The organism is Eubacteriales bacterium mix99 (assembly GCA_038396605.1).
Taxonomy (GTDB): Bacteria; Bacillota; Clostridia; order Caldicoprobacterales; family DTU083; genus UBA4874.
This window is the reverse complement of record CP121690.1, coordinates 2,641,052-2,658,716: the sequence shown is the minus strand read 5'-3', so window position 1 is coordinate 2,658,716 and position 17,665 is coordinate 2,641,052. Positions and strand designations below refer to the sequence as shown.

Here is a 17,665-nt window from a genome sequence, read left to right as displayed (position 1 = left end):
GAATATTGTTCGATGGCAATGGAAAGAAGGGATGCGGATTGGAACAATTTCTACAACAGGTGATCAATGGGTTGTCCCTGGGCAGTATCTATGCGTTAATCGCTCTGGGATATACCATGATCTATGGTATCATCAAACTGATCAATTTTGCACATGGCGACATCTATATGCTGGGGGCCTATATTGGCTATTTCTGTATGACAATCCTGAAGCTTGGCTTTCTGCCATCCCTGTTGATTGCCATGGCCGGCTGCACGGTGCTAGGTTTTGCAATTGAAAAAATTGCCTACAAACCCCTGCGGAATGCTCCCCGGATCGCGGTATTGATTACAGCCATTGGCGTTTCACTTTTTTTGGAATACGGCACCATGTTTTTTGTAAAGGCCAATGTCCGGACTTATCCTGCCATGACTGGTCTTCTGGCGGAGAGATATCAGTTTGGCGGCGTAGTTGTTACCATGCAGCAAATTCTGATCCTTGTCATCACAATACTTCTCATGGTGGTACTCCAGTTCATTGTGAAACGGACCAAGATCGGAAAAGCCATGCGCGCCGCATCCCTGGACAACGATGCGGCCCAGTTGATGGGCATCAATGTGGATACGACCATATCCTTTACGTTTGTTCTGGGGTCTGCCCTGGCAGGTGCCGCCGGTGTTCTGGTCGGAGTGTACTATAATTCCATCAATCCACTGATGGGAATGATGCCCGGGCTGAAGGCATTCGTTGCCGCTGTCCTGGGAGGCATCGGCCTGATCCCGGGGGCCTTGATCGGCGGGTATCTCATCGGGATCGTTGAGGTGTTTGTTTCCGGATACGGCAGTTCCATGTATCGGGATGCTGTGGTGTTTGCCATTCTGATTCTGATCCTGATCGTGAAACCAACGGGTATTTTGGGAAAAAGCTCCGGAGAGAAGGTGTAGTAGAGTTGAAAAAATTCATCGGTATCGTGCTCCCTTTTGTGGTGGTTCAGATCCTGATATCCACCAATATCATCAATTCCTATCTGCAGGCTACCCTGGCAACGATATGCATCAATATCATTCTGGCGGTCAGCCTGAATCTGATCACCGGTTTTACGGGACAGTTCTCTCTGGGTCATGCAGGCTTTATGTCCATCGGAGCGTATATCTGTGCATTGATTCTGCTTCGGTTTCCCACTCTTCCGGGCTTTCTCGCAGGGTTGCTGGCTGGAGCCGTTCTGGCTGCCCTGGTCGGAATTCTGGTGGGCCTGCCGACCCTCCGTCTGAAGGGAGACTACCTGGCGATTGCCACCCTGGGAATGTCCGAGATTATACGGGTCATCCTTACAAACCTTGAGATTACCAACGGAGCGGCAGGCCTCAGCGGTATTCCACAATTTGTAAACTGGTTCTGGCTCTATTTGTTTTCCGCCGGGACGGTCCTGCTTCTTGTAAACTTTTTGAATTCCTCTCACGGGCGTGCCTGCATTTCCATCCGGGAGGATGAAATTGCCGCAGAGTCCGTAGGCATACCGGTTACCAGATACAAAGTGATTGCCTTTACAGTGGGAGCTTTTTGTGCAGGAATTGCCGGGGGCCTGTATGCTTCCTACTTCTATTTCCTGAAGCCTGGAACCTTTGGCTTCCTGAAATCCATAGATGTATTGGTGATTGTTGTACTGGGAGGAATGGGCAGTATGTCCGGATCCATCCTGGCAGCTGTTCTTCTGGCCCTGATCTCCACTTTTTTGCAGTCGTTTCCGGAGCTTCGGATGATTCTTTATTCTTTGCTCCTGATTGTGATCATGATTTTCCGTCCCCAGGGACTGATGGGATCCAAAGAAATTTCCCTTTCCATCTTCGGCAAATTAGGGAAATTCCTGTCTCCCGGGAAAGGAAGGGAATAATATGGCACTGTTATATGTAAAAAAACTGACAAAATCCTTTGGCGGATTGATGGCTGTTTCCAATGTCAGCATGAAACTGGAACAGGGAGAGCTGATTGGTCTCATCGGGCCCAATGGTGCGGGTAAAACCACGGTGTTTAACCTGCTGGCCGGCGTATATGCGCCGGATAAGGGGACCATAACCCTTACAACAGCCGGCAGGGAAATTTCCCTGGAAGGACAAAAGCCCTACAACATCTGCAAGGCAGGCGTTGCGCGGACCTTTCAGAATATCCGGCTGTTCCGGGATCTTACGGTATTTGACAATGTCCGGATTGCCATGCATCAGAACGTAAATTACGGGCTTCTGTCCGGCTTTTTGCATCTGCCCTCCTATCAAAGGGAAGAAAAGAAGCTGAAGGAGGAAAGCCTGGAATTTCTGCGAATCATGAAGCTGGATGACAAAAAGGATGAGCTGGCAAAGAATCTGCCATACGGAGAACAACGTCATTTGGAAATTGCCCGCGCCCTTGCCACAAAGCCAGCCCTTTTGCTGCTGGATGAGCCTGCCGCCGGCATGAATCCGGCGGAAACAGCGGCGTTGACAGAACTGATTCAGTGGATCCGGAAACAGTTCCAACTGACGATCCTGCTGATTGAGCATGATATGTCCCTGGTCATGAAAATATGCGAGCGAATTTATGTGCTGGATTATGGCATGTTGATTGCCAACGGGACTCCGGACGAAATCCGTTCCAATCCGCGTGTCATCAAAGCATATCTGGGAGAGGAGGTTCATGATGCTTGATGTTCAAAACCTGGATGTCTATTTTGGCGTGATTCATGCTCTGAAAAATGTATCTCTGATGGTCCGGGAAGGGGAAATCGTAACCTTGATCGGAGCCAACGGTGCGGGAAAAACCACCATTCTGCGAACCATCTCTGGCTTGAAGAAGCCTGCCGATGGGAAAATTCTGCTTTACGGGCAGGATATTACCCATACCCCGTCGCAGGGCCGGGTCCGGGCGGGAATCTCGCAGTCACCGGAAGGGCGCCGGGTTTTCTCTTCCATGTCCGTTCTGGAAAACCTGGAGCTGGGCGCCTATCTAAGAAAAGATAAAGAAGCGATCGCGGCGGATCTGAGGAAGGTTTATGATCTCTTTCCCATTTTATCCGATCGCAAGAAACAGGCGGCAGGGACTTTATCCGGCGGAGAGCAGCAGATGCTGGCCATTGGACGGGCACTGATGAGCCGGCCAAGAATTCTTCTGCTGGATGAGCCTTCCATGGGTCTGGCCCCCTTGTTGGTTCAGGAGATATTTGGTATTATTAAAGATATCAACAGCACAGGCACCACCATTCTGCTGGTGGAGCAAAATGCCAGCATGGCGCTGCAGATAGCAGACCGGGCTTATGTCCTGGAAACAGGATCCATTGCCCTTTCCGGGACCGGTACGGATTTGATTCAAAGTGATGAGATCCGAAAAGCGTATTTAGGAGGTTAGCGTATGTTTGTCAAAACAAAGATGACGACCCATCCATTTACCATTTCTCCAGAACAGACCATTCCCGATGCTCATGAAATCATGACCCGGTACGATGTCAAACGCCTGCCGGTTCTGAAAAACGGAAAGCTGGTGGGAGTCGTCTCCAAAGAGGATATTGACCGATATTCCCCGTCCAGGGCAACAACGCTGAGCATGGGGGAAATTACTTACTTGCTTGCCAAGACAAAAATCAAGCAGATCATGAGCAAACATCTTGTTACCATTTCACCGGATGCCCTGCTGGAAGAAGCCGCTACCCTGATGAGAGACAACAAAGTCAGTTTTCTGCCGGTGATGGATCATGACAGGCTGGCAGGAATTATCACAGAAAGTGATATATTGGATTCCTTTATTGAACTGCTCGGATTTCGGGAACCGGGGACCCGTTTGACCGTGGAGGCAGATGATGAGCCGGGTATTATGTCCAATCTGACCAGCATCATTGGACAGTTTGGCGCAAACATCACCCGTGTAGCCGTTTACCGCGGAGAAAACGGGAAAAGCGCCGTCGTGGTCGGGATCAGCTCCCTGAATACAGAGGAGATTGAAAACTCCATCCGAAAGAAAGGATTCAATATCCTGTATAAGCTGCAGAATGGATTTTAACAGAAAGCTTGTGTAAGCATGAAATCAGAGGAAAACACCATGCGGAAATGCAAAGTACCAGGGTTCATGGGCAACTGAAATATATTCCCCTGTACCGGGTGAAACTGGGATGACTTCTCATTGAAAATCCCTTGTCAGTTTCTCAAAAGCCGGCAGGGAGTTTTCGATTGTTTTCCTGCTTACACTGTAGGAAAGCCGGAAATATCCGGGGCAGCCGAACCCCGTACCAGGGACAAGAAGGACATTGTATTTGGCCGCATGCTCCACAAATGCGATGTCGTCGTCAATCAACGCCCTGGGGAACAGATAAAAGGCCCCCTGCGGTTTCCTGCAGGTATAACCCAGTTGGATCAGATGGTTGTAAATCAGATCCCTGCGTTCCCTGTAAATATCGGTGTCCACGCTTTCCTCCAGAGACTCGGCTATAACCTTTTGAAACATGGAGGGCGCATTGACAAAACCAAGGGCCCGGTTGGAATAAGCAAATCCGTTGATCAGGGAATCCACATTCTTCATGAAAGGATGAGCGGCTATATAACCAATCCGTTCTCCGGGCAAGGCCAGTGATTTACTGTAGGAATTGACGACGACGGAGTTTGGAAAGATGCGCAGCACGGAAGGTACGGTACAGCCGTCATAAACCAATCTGGTATAAGGTTCATCGGAGAGAATCAGGATTTGGGTATGGAATTCCCTTTCCTTTGCTTCAATCAGCTCTGCCATTTTTCCAAGAATGGCAGAAGAATAAACGACACCGGTAGGATTGTTGGGGGAATTCAGGATCAGAGCCTTAGTGGATGGGGTGATTTTTCTTTCCAGATCGGAAAGATCCGGTTCAAACGACCCGGTACTGCAGGGAGACAGGACAACTTTTCCCCTGTGGTTCTCGATATAGCCCAGATATTCCGCAAAATACGGGGCAAGCACAATGACCTCTTCCCCGGGATTCAGAATGGTATGGAGCACGACATTGAGGCCGCCTGCCGCTCCGCATGTCATGATGATATGTTTTCCGGAGAGGGGAAGACCGGTTTCCCTTTGAATCTGCGCGGATATTTTTGCCCGGACATCCGGAAATCCGGCGTTGTTCATATATTTATGAAGATCCGGTTCCTCCGATCCGGCCAGCCGGATAAGAGCTTTCTTTACCCCTATGGGAGGTTCCAGGTCCGGGTTGCCGAGGGAGAAATCATACACCTTATCTGCACCGTATTTTTCCCGAAGCATTGCTCCCTTTTCAAACATAGCGCGGATCCAGGAGGATCCGGACATTTTCTCTGCTATGGATTTCGCCACCATGACAATTCCTCCAGTCGTTCGTTGCTTTCTTTTCCCTGTCCGTTATGGACTTTTTTCTGATGCGGTCTGCTGCAGCACTGATCACTGTCTCTCAAAATATTCGATATTATTTACGGTTGTCCTCTTTTCCTTTCTTTTTTTCCCCCTTGTTTTCATTGATATAGTATGCTAGAATAATTTTATCTCTAAAAGGGAGTAGCTACGGTATGGCCGTAAATAAAATCAACATACTGGAGAAATCCTGGTTTTATTTGCTTTAAGAGACTTAAAGAAGCGAGACTTTTAGATTAATCTGCTAAGATATTAGCTCTTAATCTGAAACGTTTCGCTTTCTTTATATATTTTGAAAACGACAATAAAGGCGGAGGTAATGATGACAAAAGAATTCATTCAGGCTTTTTCACTTGTTTTTCTGGCAGAAATGGGGGATAAAAGCCAGTTGCTGGCAATCACCTTTGCCACCCGGTATCCTTTGAAAAAAGTACTCATGGGAATGCTGGCGGGGGCCCTGCTGAATGATGGTCTTGCGGTGCTGCTGGGAAGACTTGTTTCCGGTTTTGTTCCCATGAAAACCATTCAGATGATTGCGGGTTTTGCGTTCCTTTTGTTCGCATTCTGGTCCCTGAGGGTGGAAGAAGGAGGGGAAACGGAAAATAGCAGCCAAAAGATTCAACTCGGACCGGTTCTGACCGTTGCAACGGCTTATTTTATCGGTGAATTTGGAGATAAGACCCAATTGACGGCCATTGCGCTGGCGTCCGATGCTGACGCTCCCCTCGCCATTCTGGCAGGGACCGTATCCGGAATGATCGGGGCGGGAGGAATTGGAATTTTCATTGGGAAAAAGCTGGGGGATAAAATACCGGAAATGGCGCTGAAGCTGGCTTCCGCTGCTATTTTCCTGTTTTTCGGTATCTCAAAATTGATGCAAGGCGTTCCAAAGAAATACTGGACGGTTTGGAATGGTCTGTTGGCCGGCATTATCCTGACGATTGCCCTGACGGAATCGGTAAGGCGATTGATACGGGCACAGAAGCAGGGACGGGAATCTGCCCTGATCCGAAAATCCAGGGAACTGTATGATTATTATCATCAGATCGGCAGGGATTTCGACCGTATTTGCCCTGGTACCGGAAAGTGCGGGAAGTGCCAGGGAGACCACTGTATTGTCGGTTCCACCAAAACACTGATTCAGTCCTGTTTGAGCGGAAAGCCTCCAGCGTACAGGGATCCATCCGGCATAAACAAAAGCACTCTTCGCAAGCCCTTCAACAGGGAGCAGGCAATGAGAAGCCTGAGAATGACATGGGAAGTGCTGAAGGAGGATCCGGATAATCCGGGATACCAGTCGATTCATAAAATAAGAAAAAGTCTGGAAATCATTCTTTTTGGTCAAAGCATGGACCGGGTTCATGACTGGGAGGAATATGGAAGGTTTCTCTCACAAAAAGAGGCCAATATTTCCGCAGACCTTTCGCCCAACTTGAAAAAATCAAAAAATGACGGGTAGTTTATAACGGATAGCTTATAATATTGTGGGGAAGCTGTTTTCCTTCATTGCACTCTTCGAACGAAGAGTGTTTTTTTGTCCGGGAACAAGTATAACGAATGAATACTTACAAAACATAGTAGCAGGACTTTGATAGGAAAGGAGACGGAATTTTATGCACACAATGTGGAAAGGATCCATCAGTTTCGGATTGGTGAACATTCCCATTAAAATGTTTGCGGCAACGGAAGACAAGGATGTGCACTTCAAATATATTCATAAGGAATGCAGAACCCCGATTCGATATGAAAAAGTATGCCCCACCTGCAACAAGAAGATTAAACAGGAGGATATTGTCCGTGGTTACGAATATGAGCCTGGAAAATTTGTGATCATCGACGACAAGGATCTGGAATCCTTGCAGCAATCCACCGGCAAGGCAATAGAAATTCTTGATTTTGTAAATCTGACGGAGATTGATCCCATTTATTTTATAAAAACCTATTATCTGTCTCCCCAGGATACCGGGGAAAAGGCATATAATCTGCTGAGAGAAGCCATGAATCAATCCGAAAGGATTGCAATCGCAAAAATCACCATACGGAACAGGCAATCCCTGGCAGCAGTACGGGTTTATCAGAATCTGCTGGTTATGGAGACCATCTTTTATCCGGACGAAGTACGTGACATTGTGCAGGTGCCAAATATACCGGAGGCCGGCAAGACGGATGAAAAGGAGTTATCCATGGCGATGCAGCTGATTGATAATCTGACAACTGCATTCGATCCGGGAAACTATACGGATGAGTATCGGAAGGATCTTCTGGGACTGATCCATAAAAAGATCGAAGGGGATGAGGTAATCCTTCAGGAAAAGGCTCCCCGGCAGAATGTAATCGATTTGATGCAGGCTCTTCAGGAAAGCGTGAAGGAAACGGGACGGCTGAAACAGCCTACCGACTCTCCACCAAAGCCGGAACGAACTGCAAAAAAGAAAAAGACAACGAGCGGTTAAAGGAGGAAACACCATGGAATGGATTCCCCCTATGGAGCCGATATCAACCGGAACCCTGCTTACCGGGCCGGAGTGGGTACATCAGATCAAATGGGATGGGATCCGGGGCATGACCTATTATCAGTCCGGTTCCGACAGCGAAGGTCTGCATATTTTTACCAAAAGTGGCCGGGACCGGACACAATTCTATCCGGAATTGCATGGCATCCGGGATGGAATTCGGGCAAAGAACGCTGTTCTGGACGGAGAAATGGTGGTATTGGGACAGAATGGCAAGCCTTCCTTCCATTTTAGCCTGATACGGGAGCAGGTGCGCAATTCAAACCGGCTTGCCCATTATACCCGGGCTTATCCGGTTGCCTATGTCCTGTTTGATATTCTGTTTCGAAATGACCGCCTTCTTACCGGGCTGCCCTGGAAGGAGCGAGCGGAAATCCTGCGCGACACAATATCGTTCCCGGGAGGTTCCAATATTGCTATTACCGATGATTTCTCGGATGGACAGGCCTTGTTCCAGCTGATGAAGGAGAAAAACTGGGAAGGAATCGTATCCAAAAGAAGGAACAGCCTTTATTTTCCTTCAAAAAAGCACCATGACTGGTATAAGCATAAAGCCCTGAAAAGGATCCTGGGTGCAGTATGCGGCATTCAGTGGAAAGGTGATTCCCCAAATTCCCTGGTTTTGGGCATTCATCCCCAGAATCAATGGATCTGTGTCGGAAAGGTTTCTCTTGGCCTGACCCAGAAAGATCTGAAAAACCTGAAAAGATTTTCTCAGGTACAAAAAAAGGAAAGCTGTCCATTTCCCGATGCCGTCCGTTCCTTTGTGGAGGGTTCCTCCGGGCCCATCGTCTGGCTGAATCCGCAAATCACCTGCTGGGTTCGCTTTTTGGAATGGACGGATAAAGGCTACCTGCGGCACCCCAGGATTCTGGGGTTTACGGACCTTCGGGCAGAAGATGCAAACGGGAGGGAATGGTCGATGGATGAATGATTTGATGGTGGACGGCAACAGGGTGAGGATTACAAATCCGGAAAAGATGCTGTGGCCGGAACTGGGCATTCGGAAAATAGACTACATTACAAAACTGATCGAATTGGCGCCATATATATTACCTCATGCCAGAGACCGCCTGTTGACTGCAATCCGTTATCCGGACGGGGAGGGCGGAAAATCCTTTTTTCAGAAAAGCACGCCGGATTATGCACCGGAATGGCTGGAAAAAGCGGAGTGGAGGGAACACCGGTATACCCTTCTGAATTCCCTGTCCACACTGGCCTGGCTCGGTAATCAGGCGGCACTGGAGTTTCATACCGGCTTTAACCGGGTCCGGAAGGAAAATTATCCGACCGATCTGGTTTTCGATCTGGATCCTTCAGAGGGACAGGAGTTTGAAGATGTTATCGAAGTGGCACTGGATATCCACGAAACCCTGATGGGACTGAATATTCAAAGCTGGATCAAGACTTCCGGCGCTACGGGACTCCAGATTTACATCCCCATCGGGCAGCGCTATGATTACAATGCTGCCAGAAAAATCAATGAATTCTTTGGCCGTTATTTCAGTCAGAAATACCCTCAGAAAATCACCATAGAACGCATGGTAAAAAAAAGGGGACACAGACTGTATTTTGACTATCTGCAGATGTGGAACGGAAAAACCATAACCATGGTCTATTCCCCACGGGCTACACCCAAAGGAACGGTTTCCATGCCGGTCAGCTGGGAAGAAGTCCGGATGGGAATCCGTCCGGAGGATTTCCATCTGCTCAATGCAGCATCCCGGCTGAAGGAAAAAGGGGATCTGTTTCAACCGCTCCTGCTGCAGGAAAATGTGCAGAATATGGACTTCATACTGGAACACATCAATCAAGAAAAAAATAGCCAGATGACTGAAAAATAGAATATTCTGCTCCGGAAAGAACATCACCTGTTGGATTGCATATAATGTAATATCCAATTGGAGGTGATATTCCGTATGTATTATGACGAATACGATATGTTTCAGACCTGCCCGGCAGGGACGCAGCCTTATACGATCCGTGCGGGAGATACGTTTTACGCCCTGGCCCAGCGGTTCAATACCACCATGGCAGCCATTATAGCGGCGAATCCAGGAGTGGATCCGAACCGTCTGCAGATCGGGCAGCGCATCTGCATTCCCGGCGGCACAACGCCCGGACAATGCCCGGCAGGAACCACGCCCTATACGATCCGTGCGGGAGATACGTTTTATGTCCTGGCCCAGCGCTACAATACCACGGTGGCAGCGATCATGGCAGCTAACCCCGGAGTGAACCCGAACCGCCTGCAGATCGGGCAGCGCATCTGCATTCCCGGCGGCACGACACCCGGACAATGCCCGGCAGGGACCATGGCCTATACGATCCGTGCAGGAGATACGTTCTATGTTCTGGCTCAGCATTACAATACCACAGTGGCAGCGATTATGGCGGCCAACCCCGGAGTGGATCCGAACCGTCTGCAGATCGGACAGCGCATCTGCATCCCCGGCGGTACGACACCCGGACAATGCCCGGCAGGAACCACGGCTTATACGATCCGTGCGGGAGATACGTTCTATATCCTGGCCCAACGTTACAATACTACAGTGGCAGCGATTATGGCGGCCAACCCCGGAGTGGATCCGAACCGTCTGCAGATCGGACAGCGCATCTGCATTCCCGGCGGCACGACACCCGGACAATGCCCGGCAGGAACCATGGCTTATACGATCCGTGCAGGAGATACGTTCTATGTTCTGGCCCAACGTTACAATACTACAGTGGAAGCGATTATGGCGGCCAACCCCGGAGTGGATCCGAACCGTCTGCAGATCGGACAGCGCATCTGCATTCCCGGCGGCACGACACCCGGACAATGCCCGGGAGGAACCATGGCTTATACGATCCGTGCGGGAGATACGTTCTATGTCCTGGCTCAGCGTTACAATACCACAGTGGCAGCGATCATGGCGGCCAACCCCGGAGTGGATCCGAACCGTCTGCAGATCGGACAGCGCATCTGCATCCCTATGGCATAACAGTATAAAAAGGTATAGCAGTAGTTCCCTGGAACTACTGCTTGTTTTTATCCGCTTTCATCGTTTATCTGCCAGAAAGAACAGGCAAAGGCTGTCCGGACCGGCGTGGGCACCGATAACAGGGCCCATGGGGTGAATCCAGATGTCTTTTACCTTATATTTGGATCGAATCATATCGGCCAGATGATTGGCATCTGCCTCCGCATCTCCATGGCTGATGAACAGGATTTGATCCTCCGGATGGACAATGGTTTCCTCCATTTTTTCAAATAAGGCCCGAACGGACTTTTTCCTTCCTTTTACCTTGAATACCGGAATGAGCCTGCCTTCCTCATCCACATGCAGGATAGGCTTAATATCCATCATGGTACCAATAAAAGCCGAGGTGCCGGAAATGCGTCCGCCTCTTCTCAGATGATTCAGATCGCTTACGGTAAACCAATGGGCCAGCTTTGGCTTATTGCTTTCCACCCTTTGGATGATTTCGTCCTTGCCGGCCCCCTTTTCCAGCAGATCGACTGCATACCAGATCAGCAGGCCTTCTCCCATGGATGCAGAACGGGTATCAATGATCGTAATATCTGCGTCCGGATACTTTTCCAGCAGCATGCTCCGGGCCAGAACAGCACTGTTGTAACTGCCGCTCAGGGCGGAAGAGAAGCAGAGATAAATGATGGATCTTTTCTCTTTGACATGGGGGGTAAAAAATTCGGCATAGGTTTCGGCATTGACCTGGGTGGTGGTTGACATTTCCCCGTTACGTACCCCGTTGTAGAACGTCCTGTAATCCATACTTTGCCCGAAGTCATCCAAATGGTCCCATCCCCGGAAGCGATACATAAAATGGATGACGGGAATATTATGCTCTTTCACATAAGAATAGGGAAGATCAGCGCAGGAATCAATAAGAATAACCGGATTCATACAATCACCTCCTGTTTGATTGTACTGCTATAAATTATAAATATATTTCAAGGATTATTATAATATAGAAGAAGTCAGACCGGAAAAGTACAGAAAAACAGATCTTCCAGAGTATCCCTGTGTCGGATCATCAGGAGGATCCCATCGAGGAATATGCATAACGATACATGACGAATAAAACGATAGCTTATCAAACCGTAAAACCTTTGGTTTTCTGTCGTGGATTTTTGTGATAAACTGCATATAGGAAAACAGGGAGATCAACCACGTTTCTTATGTGGTCCCGTCCATGTATTCATTCGCAGATGGGAATGGTTTTCCAATTTCAGGACAAGTGGAGGGTATATGATAAATATTGCAAGTCAACTGGCAAAAGAGTTCCATATCCGAGAACACCAGGTTGAGAATACACTGAAATTAATTGACGAAGGGTGCACCATTCCCTTTATTGCACGATACCGGAAAGAAGCAACCGGCGGCCTGGACGATGCCGTCCTCCGGGACATGCATGACAGACTGCTCTACATCAGGGGCCTGGAAGCACGCCGGGAAGAAATTATCCGTCACATAGAGGATCAGGACAAGCTGACTACGGAACTGCGGCAGGAAATCGAAAAGGCGCGGACCATGACGGAACTGGAGGATCTTTACCGTCCTTTTCGCCCCAAACGCAGAACCAGGGCAACCATTGCAAAGGAAAAGGGTCTGGAGCCTCTTGCCGATATTCTGTGGAATCAGGACAGAAGGGAGGGCAAAGTGGAGGAACTGGCTCAAAGCTTCATAAATCCGGAAATAGGAGTCGATACAGCCGAAGACGCTGTACGCCTTGCCCTGGATATCCTGGCGGAACGAATCTCAGACGATGCAGAGCATCGCAGACTTGTCCGGGAATACACCTGGAACCATGGCATATTGGAAACAAAAGCGATAAAGGACGAATCATCCGTTTATGAAATGTATTACGATTACAGTGAGACAGTAAAACGGATCGTTCCTCATCGGATCCTGGCCTTGAACCGGGGAGAAGCAGAGGAATATCTTTCTGTAAAAATCCGGCTTGAGGAAGAAGAAATCATAGGACGGCTGTCCAAAAGAGTGATCCTCCGGCCCAGTATCGGCGTTGAACTTCTGCAGAAGGCAACGGAGGATTCCTACAAACGGCTGATTGCCCCTTCCATTGAACGGGAGATCCGCAGGGAACTGACGGAGAAGGCGGAAGAACAGGCCATCCGGGTTTTCGGGGAGAATCTGCGCAATTTGCTGCTGCAGCCACCGGTGAAAGGGAAAACCGTTCTGGGAATGGATCCGGGATTCCGGACAGGAAACAAAATCGCTGTGGTGGATGATACCGGAAAAGTACTGGACACGGCAGTGGTTTACATGACGCTGCCAAACCACGATAAGGCCGGGGCAATGGACATTCTTAAGAAACTGATCCGGAAACACCATGTGCAGGTGGTTGCCATTGGAAATGGGACAGCTTCCAGGGAAAGTGAAATGGGAACCGCGGAGCTGTGCAGGGAGCTGGACAGAAAGGTTTCCTATGTCATGGTAAACGAAGCGGGTGCTTCGGTCTATTCCGCTTCCAGGCTGGGCAGTGAGGAGTTTCCGGAGTATGATGTGTCCCTCCGCAGTGCTGTTTCCATTGCCCGGAGGCTTCAGGATCCCCTGGCGGAGCTGGTAAAGATTGATCCCAGGTCCATCGGTGTCGGTCAGTACCAGCACGATGTCAATCAGAAGCGGCTGACAGAGGCCCTGAAAGGTGTGGTGGAGTCCAGCGTCAACAGCGTGGGCATTGATTTGAACACTGCCTCGGTGTCCCTGCTTCAGTATGTTTCCGGCATTACCCCTGTTATGGCAAAGAATATCGTTTCCTTTCGGGAGGAAAACGGGAAATTTCGAGACAGAAAACAGCTTCTGCGTGTAAAGCAGCTGGGACCCAAAGCCTTTGAACAATGTGCCGGCTTTCTCCGGATACCTGGCGGAGAGAATATTCTGGATAATACCGGTGTCCATCCGGAGTCTTATGAAGCGGTGACCGGTTTGATGAAAAGGATGGATTGCCCAAAAGGCATGAACGAAAAAGGACTGAGGGAACTGGCTGCGAATTCAAAAAAGTGGGACTTAAAAGAAGTTTCCCATGCTCTGGGTCTGGGGCTTCCCACTCTTCAGGATATTGTCCGGGAATTGCAGAAGCCTGGGCGGGATCCAAGGGATGAGTTGCCACAGCCGATTCTTCGGACCGACGTCATGAGTCTGGAGGACCTGAAGCCGGATATGATTCTAACCGGTACGGTGCGGAATGTCATTGACTTTGGCGCTTTCATCGATATCGGCGTACACCAGGATGGGCTGGTTCATATCTCTCAGATGTCGGATCATTTCGTGAAACACCCGATGGATGTTGTACAGGTCGGTGATATTGTAACCGTAAAGGTACTGAGTGTGGATATTCCAAGAAAGCGGATTTCTTTGACCATGAAAGGACTGTAAAATACTGTAAAATTGTCTTGCTTTTCCTGTAATATTTATGATATAATCAAATAAATGAGTCATCAATAAACTTTCAGGGCAGGGTGCAATTCCCGACCGGCGGTAAAGTCCGCAAATCCTTGGAGAGTAGTCCTCAGAGGATGGATCCGGTGTAATTCCGGGACCGACAGTATAGTCTGGATGGGAGAAGGTGTTATGTTTGTTTTTTTGACGCTTCTGAAGGTTTTTCGGGAGCGTTTTTACGTTCACGGTATTTGTTGATTCTTTGTTATTTCTATTATTTTCAGGAGGAGATATCTATGAATCACGATCGTCAGGTCAGGGCAGCCGGGACTTTGAAAATGGAGTGGAACACCAGGAATCTGGTGAAGATTGCCATGCTTTCCGCTGTGTCCTTTGTACTGATGGTGCTTTCCTTTCCCATCGTCGCTGTTTTTCCGGCATTTCTGAAAATGGATCTCAGTGATCTTCCGGCACTGCTGGGTGGATTTGCCATTGGCCCGGCAGCAGGAGTTCTGGTTGAATTGATCAAGAATATCCTGAATATCCTGATTAAGGGGACCGATACCGGAGGAGTCGGGGAGCTGTCCAATTTTATCGTGGGGTGCTGTTTTGTCGTCCCGGCCTCCATGTTTTATTTACGGTACAAGGATAAAAAACATGCTGTTGTCGGGATGCTGATCGGTACTGTGGTTATGACGGTGGTGGCATGCTTTTCCAATGCTTTTCTGATCCTTCCCCTGTATCAGAAGTTCATGCCACTGGATCAGATTCTTGCCGCAGCGCCGGGCAATGCCGTTACCAGTGTAAGGACCCTGATTTTGTTTGGCATCGTTCCTTTTAACCTGTTCAAGAGCATCGTTCTGTCCGCAGCGACCATGCTGATCTATAAAAAGCTGTCCCCTGTTCTGCATAAATAACTCTCCACAGGAGATTGCTTATGATATAATATGGAATATCATACCGGAAGGATCGAAAGTTTCCTTTCAAAGATGAATTGATTTAGAGGTGAATGATCTTGATATGGATATCAGAGTCCGAAGAGGATACCCTGGGCTTCGGCAAACACATTGGAGAAAACGTAAGACCGGGGGATATCCTTTTGCTGTATGGAGACCTGGGAAGCGGCAAAACTGTTCTATCCAAGGGAATTGCCTGTGGCATCGGCGTTTCCGATATGGTTACCAGTGCGACTTTTACCCTGATGAATCCGTATGTCGGCAAATATCCGGTCTATCATTTTGATCTCTATCGGCTGACCCAGCCGGAAGAGCTTTACGACCTGGATTATGAAGAGTATTTTTATGGAGACGGAATTGCCATTGTGGAGTGGCCGGAGAGAATGGGCAGTCTGCTTCCGGGGGAATATATGAAAATAAGCCTGTCTAAAATGGATTCTGTGACCCGAAGGAAAATCACTCTGGAGCCATTTGGCAGAAGGTTCGAAGAATTGGAGGAGGTGCTTCGCCCGTATGAAGGTATTGGCCATTGATTCTTCTTCCATTGTTGCCGGCGTAGCCATTTTGGAGGCGGACCGGCTTTTGTATGAGGGCTATCAGCATCTTGAAAAGAATCATTCGGTGATCCTGATGCCCATGGTGGAGAAAGCATTGAACTCCTGTCAGATGACGCCGGACCAGATGGACCTGTTTGCAGTGTCCGGAGGGCCGGGATCCTTTACCGGCCTGCGCATTGGCATTTCCACCGTCAAGGGGCTGGCCCAGGCAGTGGAAAAGCCTGCAGCAGCCGTTCCTACCCTGGATGCTCTGGCCTACAACGTGACAGGCCCGGAGGACGCATTGGTTTGTCCCATTATGGATGCCAGAAGGGACCAGGTTTATACCTGCGTTTATCGGTGGGAAGGGAATCGCTATGTCCCGTTGATGCCTTATTCCGCACTTCCTGTGGGGAAGCTGACGGATCAGTTGATTCTTTCTCAAAAGCCCATATACTTTGTGGGAGATGGAATCCCGGTTTATCGGGATAAGCTGTCGGAAAGGCTGGGGAAGTCCGCACGGTTCGCTCCCCCTTATCTCACTTATCAACGTGCTTCGGTGATCGGATGGCTTGGCATGAGGGAAGCAGCAGAAGGAAAAGCAGTCCCATGCCAGAGTCTAAAGCCATTTTATCTGAGACCGTCGCAGGCCGAGCAAAAAAGATCCCGGCAGCAGCGGGCCAGTGGAAAAGAAATGGGGGAAACGCCATGAATGGACAAATCGGGCCTATGATCTCCGCAGAGCTGGAAGACATATCCCGGCTGGAAAAGCTGTGCTTCTCCCTGCCATGGTCCAGGGAGTCGTTACGGCTGGAGGTGGAGGAAAATAAGTGTGCCAGATACTTTACCGTCCGGACGGAAGGCAAAGTAGTCGGATACGGGGGAATGTGGCTGATACTGGACGAAGCGCACATTACCAATATCGCTGTTCATCCGGATTACCGGAACCGCGGGTTTGGCCGCCTGATTATGCAGACCCTGATGGAGGAAGCTTGCCGGCTGAGCATCGAGCGCATGACCCTGGAGGTCCGGGTGTCCAACTATCCTGCCATTCACCTGTACGATTCCATGGGATTTGAGAGAGGAGGAATCCGGAAGGGGTATTACAGCAACAATCGGGAAGATGCATTGATTATGTGGAATTTTCATATACAGGGGGAGGTCCGGATATCGGGATGAGAAACAAAATAAACTATCTGGCAGGCTTTCTGGTTTCCGTTCTTGTTTTCCCGGTTCTGCTGGTTACCGGGATTCAATGGACTGCCTATAACGAAGCATTTTATGAAAAACAGTATAACCGGCTGAATACCGCAGAGGCCATCGGGATCTCCCGGGAGGATCTGTCCCGTGTAACCGGAGTGCTGGTGGATTACATCCGGGGAAAGCGGGATTCCCTGGACGTGGAAGCGGAAATCCGGGGAAAACGCCGCCTGGTGTTCAATGACCGGGAAACCACCCATATGGTGGATGTCCGAAACCTGTTCGATTTTGCAGACAGGCTTCAGAAGTTTTCCATTGCCGGTATTCTGCTTCTCGGCGCGGTTCTGTATTTCAACAGCGGAAAGCATCCTCTCCGCTTCCTTGCTTCCTCTTACCTGGCAGCCGGTGTGGTTTTGCTGGTGCTGCTTGCCGTTCTGATTCCTTTGGTTCGTTCCAATTTTACTTACTACTGGGATCAGTTTCATTATTTGTTTTTCAATAATGATTTATGGCTGTTGAATCCGGAAACGGACATTATGATACAAATGCTTCCCGAATCCTTTTTCAGTCATGCAGTACAGTGTGTAATGGTATTTTTTGCGGGGGGAAGCATTATTTTGGCGATCCCGGCGATTTTTCTGCATCGGCAGGCCAGAAGGCAGCGCCGGAAGAATGCAGGACGGGAAAAGTCAGCTTGCAAATAA

The 17,665-nt window shown here is 49.2% G+C and carries 18 protein-coding genes and 1 riboswitch; of the genes, 16 read left to right on the top strand and 2 right to left on the bottom strand.

The features are described 5' to 3' along the window. The first annotated feature begins 38 nt into the window (after positions 1-38). From QBE55_11900 to QBE55_11880, 5 genes are read left to right on the top strand one after another with little or no spacing between them, the layout of a single operon-like run. Complete coding sequence (locus tag QBE55_11900) at positions 39-923, top strand: branched-chain amino acid ABC transporter permease (GenBank protein WZL78211.1); 885 nt, start codon at positions 39-41, stop codon at positions 921-923. A gap of 5 nt (positions 924-928) precedes the next feature. After that, positions 929-1,870 carry a branched-chain amino acid ABC transporter permease gene (locus tag QBE55_11895; GenBank protein WZL78210.1) on the top strand — a complete coding sequence of 314 codons (942 nt, stop codon included), beginning with the start codon at positions 929-931 and terminating at the stop codon, positions 1,868-1,870. 1 nt (position 1,871) lies between these two features. After that, on the top strand, positions 1,872-2,657 hold the full coding sequence (locus tag QBE55_11890; protein WZL78209.1) for an ABC transporter ATP-binding protein: 786 nt from the start codon (positions 1,872-1,874) through the stop codon (positions 2,655-2,657). Continuing rightward, the gene (locus QBE55_11885) at positions 2,650-3,354 is read left to right on the top strand and encodes an ABC transporter ATP-binding protein (GenBank protein WZL79936.1); all 705 of its coding nucleotides are present in this window, start codon (positions 2,650-2,652) and stop codon (positions 3,352-3,354) included. Before QBE55_11890 ends, QBE55_11885 begins: the two co-directional genes overlap by 8 nt. Positions 3,355-3,357: 3 nt before the next feature. Next, on the top strand, positions 3,358-4,002 hold the full coding sequence (locus QBE55_11880; GenBank protein ID WZL78208.1) for a CBS domain-containing protein: 645 nt from the start codon (positions 3,358-3,360) through the stop codon (positions 4,000-4,002). A 117-nt stretch (positions 4,003-4,119) separates the two neighbouring features. Here the strand turns inward: QBE55_11880 and QBE55_11875 are convergent, their stop codons facing one another. Further along, a complete protein-coding gene (locus QBE55_11875) occupies positions 4,120-5,301 on the bottom strand; it encodes a pyridoxal phosphate-dependent aminotransferase (GenBank protein ID WZL78207.1) in 1,182 nt (393 codons plus the stop codon). A gap of 370 nt (positions 5,302-5,671) precedes the next feature. Here QBE55_11875 and QBE55_11870 point away from each other — a divergent pair, with 370 nt between their 5' ends. From QBE55_11870 to QBE55_11850, 5 genes are all read left to right on the top strand, one after another. Then, entirely contained in the window at positions 5,672-6,811 is a 1,140-nt protein-coding gene (locus QBE55_11870) for a TMEM165/GDT1 family protein (protein ID WZL78206.1), read from the top strand. A gap of 154 nt (positions 6,812-6,965) precedes the next feature. Next, entirely contained in the window at positions 6,966-7,805 is an 840-nt protein-coding gene (locus tag QBE55_11865; protein WZL78205.1) for a Ku protein, read from the top strand. Between the two features lie 13 nt (positions 7,806-7,818). Continuing rightward, complete coding sequence (locus QBE55_11860) at positions 7,819-8,799, top strand: RNA ligase family protein (GenBank protein ID WZL78204.1); 981 nt, start codon at positions 7,819-7,821, stop codon at positions 8,797-8,799. Continuing rightward, complete coding sequence (ligD, locus tag QBE55_11855) at positions 8,792-9,709, top strand: non-homologous end-joining DNA ligase (GenBank protein ID WZL78203.1); 918 nt, start codon at positions 8,792-8,794, stop codon at positions 9,707-9,709. Before QBE55_11860 ends, ligD begins: the two co-directional genes overlap by 8 nt. Positions 9,710-9,784: 75 nt before the next feature. Continuing rightward, complete coding sequence (locus QBE55_11850; protein ID WZL78202.1) at positions 9,785-10,849, top strand: LysM peptidoglycan-binding domain-containing protein; 1,065 nt, start codon at positions 9,785-9,787, stop codon at positions 10,847-10,849. Between the two features lie 57 nt (positions 10,850-10,906). Here the strand turns inward: QBE55_11850 and QBE55_11845 are convergent, their stop codons facing one another. After that, the gene (locus tag QBE55_11845; protein WZL78201.1) at positions 10,907-11,773 is read right to left on the bottom strand and encodes a DegV family protein; all 867 of its coding nucleotides are present in this window, start codon (positions 11,771-11,773) and stop codon (positions 10,907-10,909) included. A gap of 345 nt (positions 11,774-12,118) precedes the next feature. Here QBE55_11845 and QBE55_11840 point away from each other — a divergent pair, with 345 nt between their 5' ends. The 6 genes from QBE55_11840 to QBE55_11815 all read left to right on the top strand — a co-directional run bounded on the left by QBE55_11840 (position 12,119) and on the right by QBE55_11815 (position 17,665). Then, positions 12,119-14,266, top strand: coding sequence for a Tex family protein (locus QBE55_11840; GenBank protein WZL78200.1), 2,148 nt, complete (start codon positions 12,119-12,121; stop codon positions 14,264-14,266). Positions 14,267-14,331: 65 nt separating this feature from the next. Further along, a riboswitch (FMN riboswitch) is annotated at positions 14,332-14,462 on the top strand. A 103-nt stretch (positions 14,463-14,565) separates the two neighbouring features. Beyond that, positions 14,566-15,186, top strand: coding sequence for an ECF transporter S component (locus QBE55_11835; protein WZL78199.1), 621 nt, complete (start codon positions 14,566-14,568; stop codon positions 15,184-15,186). A 92-nt stretch (positions 15,187-15,278) separates the two neighbouring features. Continuing rightward, complete coding sequence (gene tsaE, locus QBE55_11830; protein WZL78198.1) at positions 15,279-15,758, top strand: tRNA (adenosine(37)-N6)-threonylcarbamoyltransferase complex ATPase subunit type 1 TsaE; 480 nt, start codon at positions 15,279-15,281, stop codon at positions 15,756-15,758. Then, positions 15,739-16,473, top strand: coding sequence for a tRNA (adenosine(37)-N6)-threonylcarbamoyltransferase complex dimerization subunit type 1 TsaB (gene tsaB / locus QBE55_11825; protein ID WZL78197.1), 735 nt, complete (start codon positions 15,739-15,741; stop codon positions 16,471-16,473). The genes tsaE and tsaB overlap by 20 nt, the downstream gene beginning before the upstream one ends. Further along, complete coding sequence (rimI, locus tag QBE55_11820; protein WZL78196.1) at positions 16,470-16,940, top strand: ribosomal protein S18-alanine N-acetyltransferase; 471 nt, start codon at positions 16,470-16,472, stop codon at positions 16,938-16,940. Before tsaB ends, rimI begins: the two co-directional genes overlap by 4 nt. Continuing rightward, the gene (locus QBE55_11815) at positions 16,937-17,665 is read left to right on the top strand and encodes a TIGR01906 family membrane protein (protein WZL78195.1); all 729 of its coding nucleotides are present in this window, start codon (positions 16,937-16,939) and stop codon (positions 17,663-17,665) included. Before rimI ends, QBE55_11815 begins: the two co-directional genes overlap by 4 nt.

Excerpts from the sequence above, each read along its gene's own strand:
- QBE55_11890 (WZL78209.1), top strand. The coding sequence starts at position 1,872 with ATGGCACTGTTATATGTAAAAAAACTGACAAAATCCTTTGGCGGATTG.
- QBE55_11885 (WZL79936.1), top strand. The coding sequence starts at position 2,650 with ATGCTTGATGTTCAAAACCTGGATGTCTATTTTGGCGTGATTCATGCT.
- QBE55_11880 (WZL78208.1), top strand. The coding sequence starts at position 3,358 with ATGTTTGTCAAAACAAAGATGACGACCCATCCATTTACCATTTCTCCA.
- QBE55_11875 (WZL78207.1), bottom strand. The coding sequence starts at position 5,301 with ATGGTGGCGAAATCCATAGCAGAGAAAATGTCCGGATCCTCCTGGATC.
- QBE55_11870 (WZL78206.1), top strand. The coding sequence starts at position 5,672 with ATGATGACAAAAGAATTCATTCAGGCTTTTTCACTTGTTTTTCTGGCA.
- QBE55_11865 (WZL78205.1), top strand. The coding sequence starts at position 6,966 with ATGCACACAATGTGGAAAGGATCCATCAGTTTCGGATTGGTGAACATT.
- QBE55_11860 (WZL78204.1), top strand. The coding sequence starts at position 7,819 with ATGGAATGGATTCCCCCTATGGAGCCGATATCAACCGGAACCCTGCTT.
- ligD (WZL78203.1), top strand. The coding sequence starts at position 8,792 with ATGAATGATTTGATGGTGGACGGCAACAGGGTGAGGATTACAAATCCG.
- QBE55_11850 (WZL78202.1), top strand. The coding sequence starts at position 9,785 with ATGTATTATGACGAATACGATATGTTTCAGACCTGCCCGGCAGGGACG.
- QBE55_11845 (WZL78201.1), bottom strand. The coding sequence starts at position 11,773 with ATGAATCCGGTTATTCTTATTGATTCCTGCGCTGATCTTCCCTATTCT.
- QBE55_11840 (WZL78200.1), top strand. The coding sequence starts at position 12,119 with ATGATAAATATTGCAAGTCAACTGGCAAAAGAGTTCCATATCCGAGAA.
- QBE55_11835 (WZL78199.1), top strand. The coding sequence starts at position 14,566 with ATGAATCACGATCGTCAGGTCAGGGCAGCCGGGACTTTGAAAATGGAG.
- tsaE (WZL78198.1), top strand. The coding sequence starts at position 15,279 with ATGATCTTGATATGGATATCAGAGTCCGAAGAGGATACCCTGGGCTTC.
- tsaB (WZL78197.1), top strand. The coding sequence starts at position 15,739 with ATGAAGGTATTGGCCATTGATTCTTCTTCCATTGTTGCCGGCGTAGCC.
- rimI (WZL78196.1), top strand. The coding sequence starts at position 16,470 with ATGAATGGACAAATCGGGCCTATGATCTCCGCAGAGCTGGAAGACATA.
- QBE55_11815 (WZL78195.1), top strand. The coding sequence starts at position 16,937 with ATGAGAAACAAAATAAACTATCTGGCAGGCTTTCTGGTTTCCGTTCTT.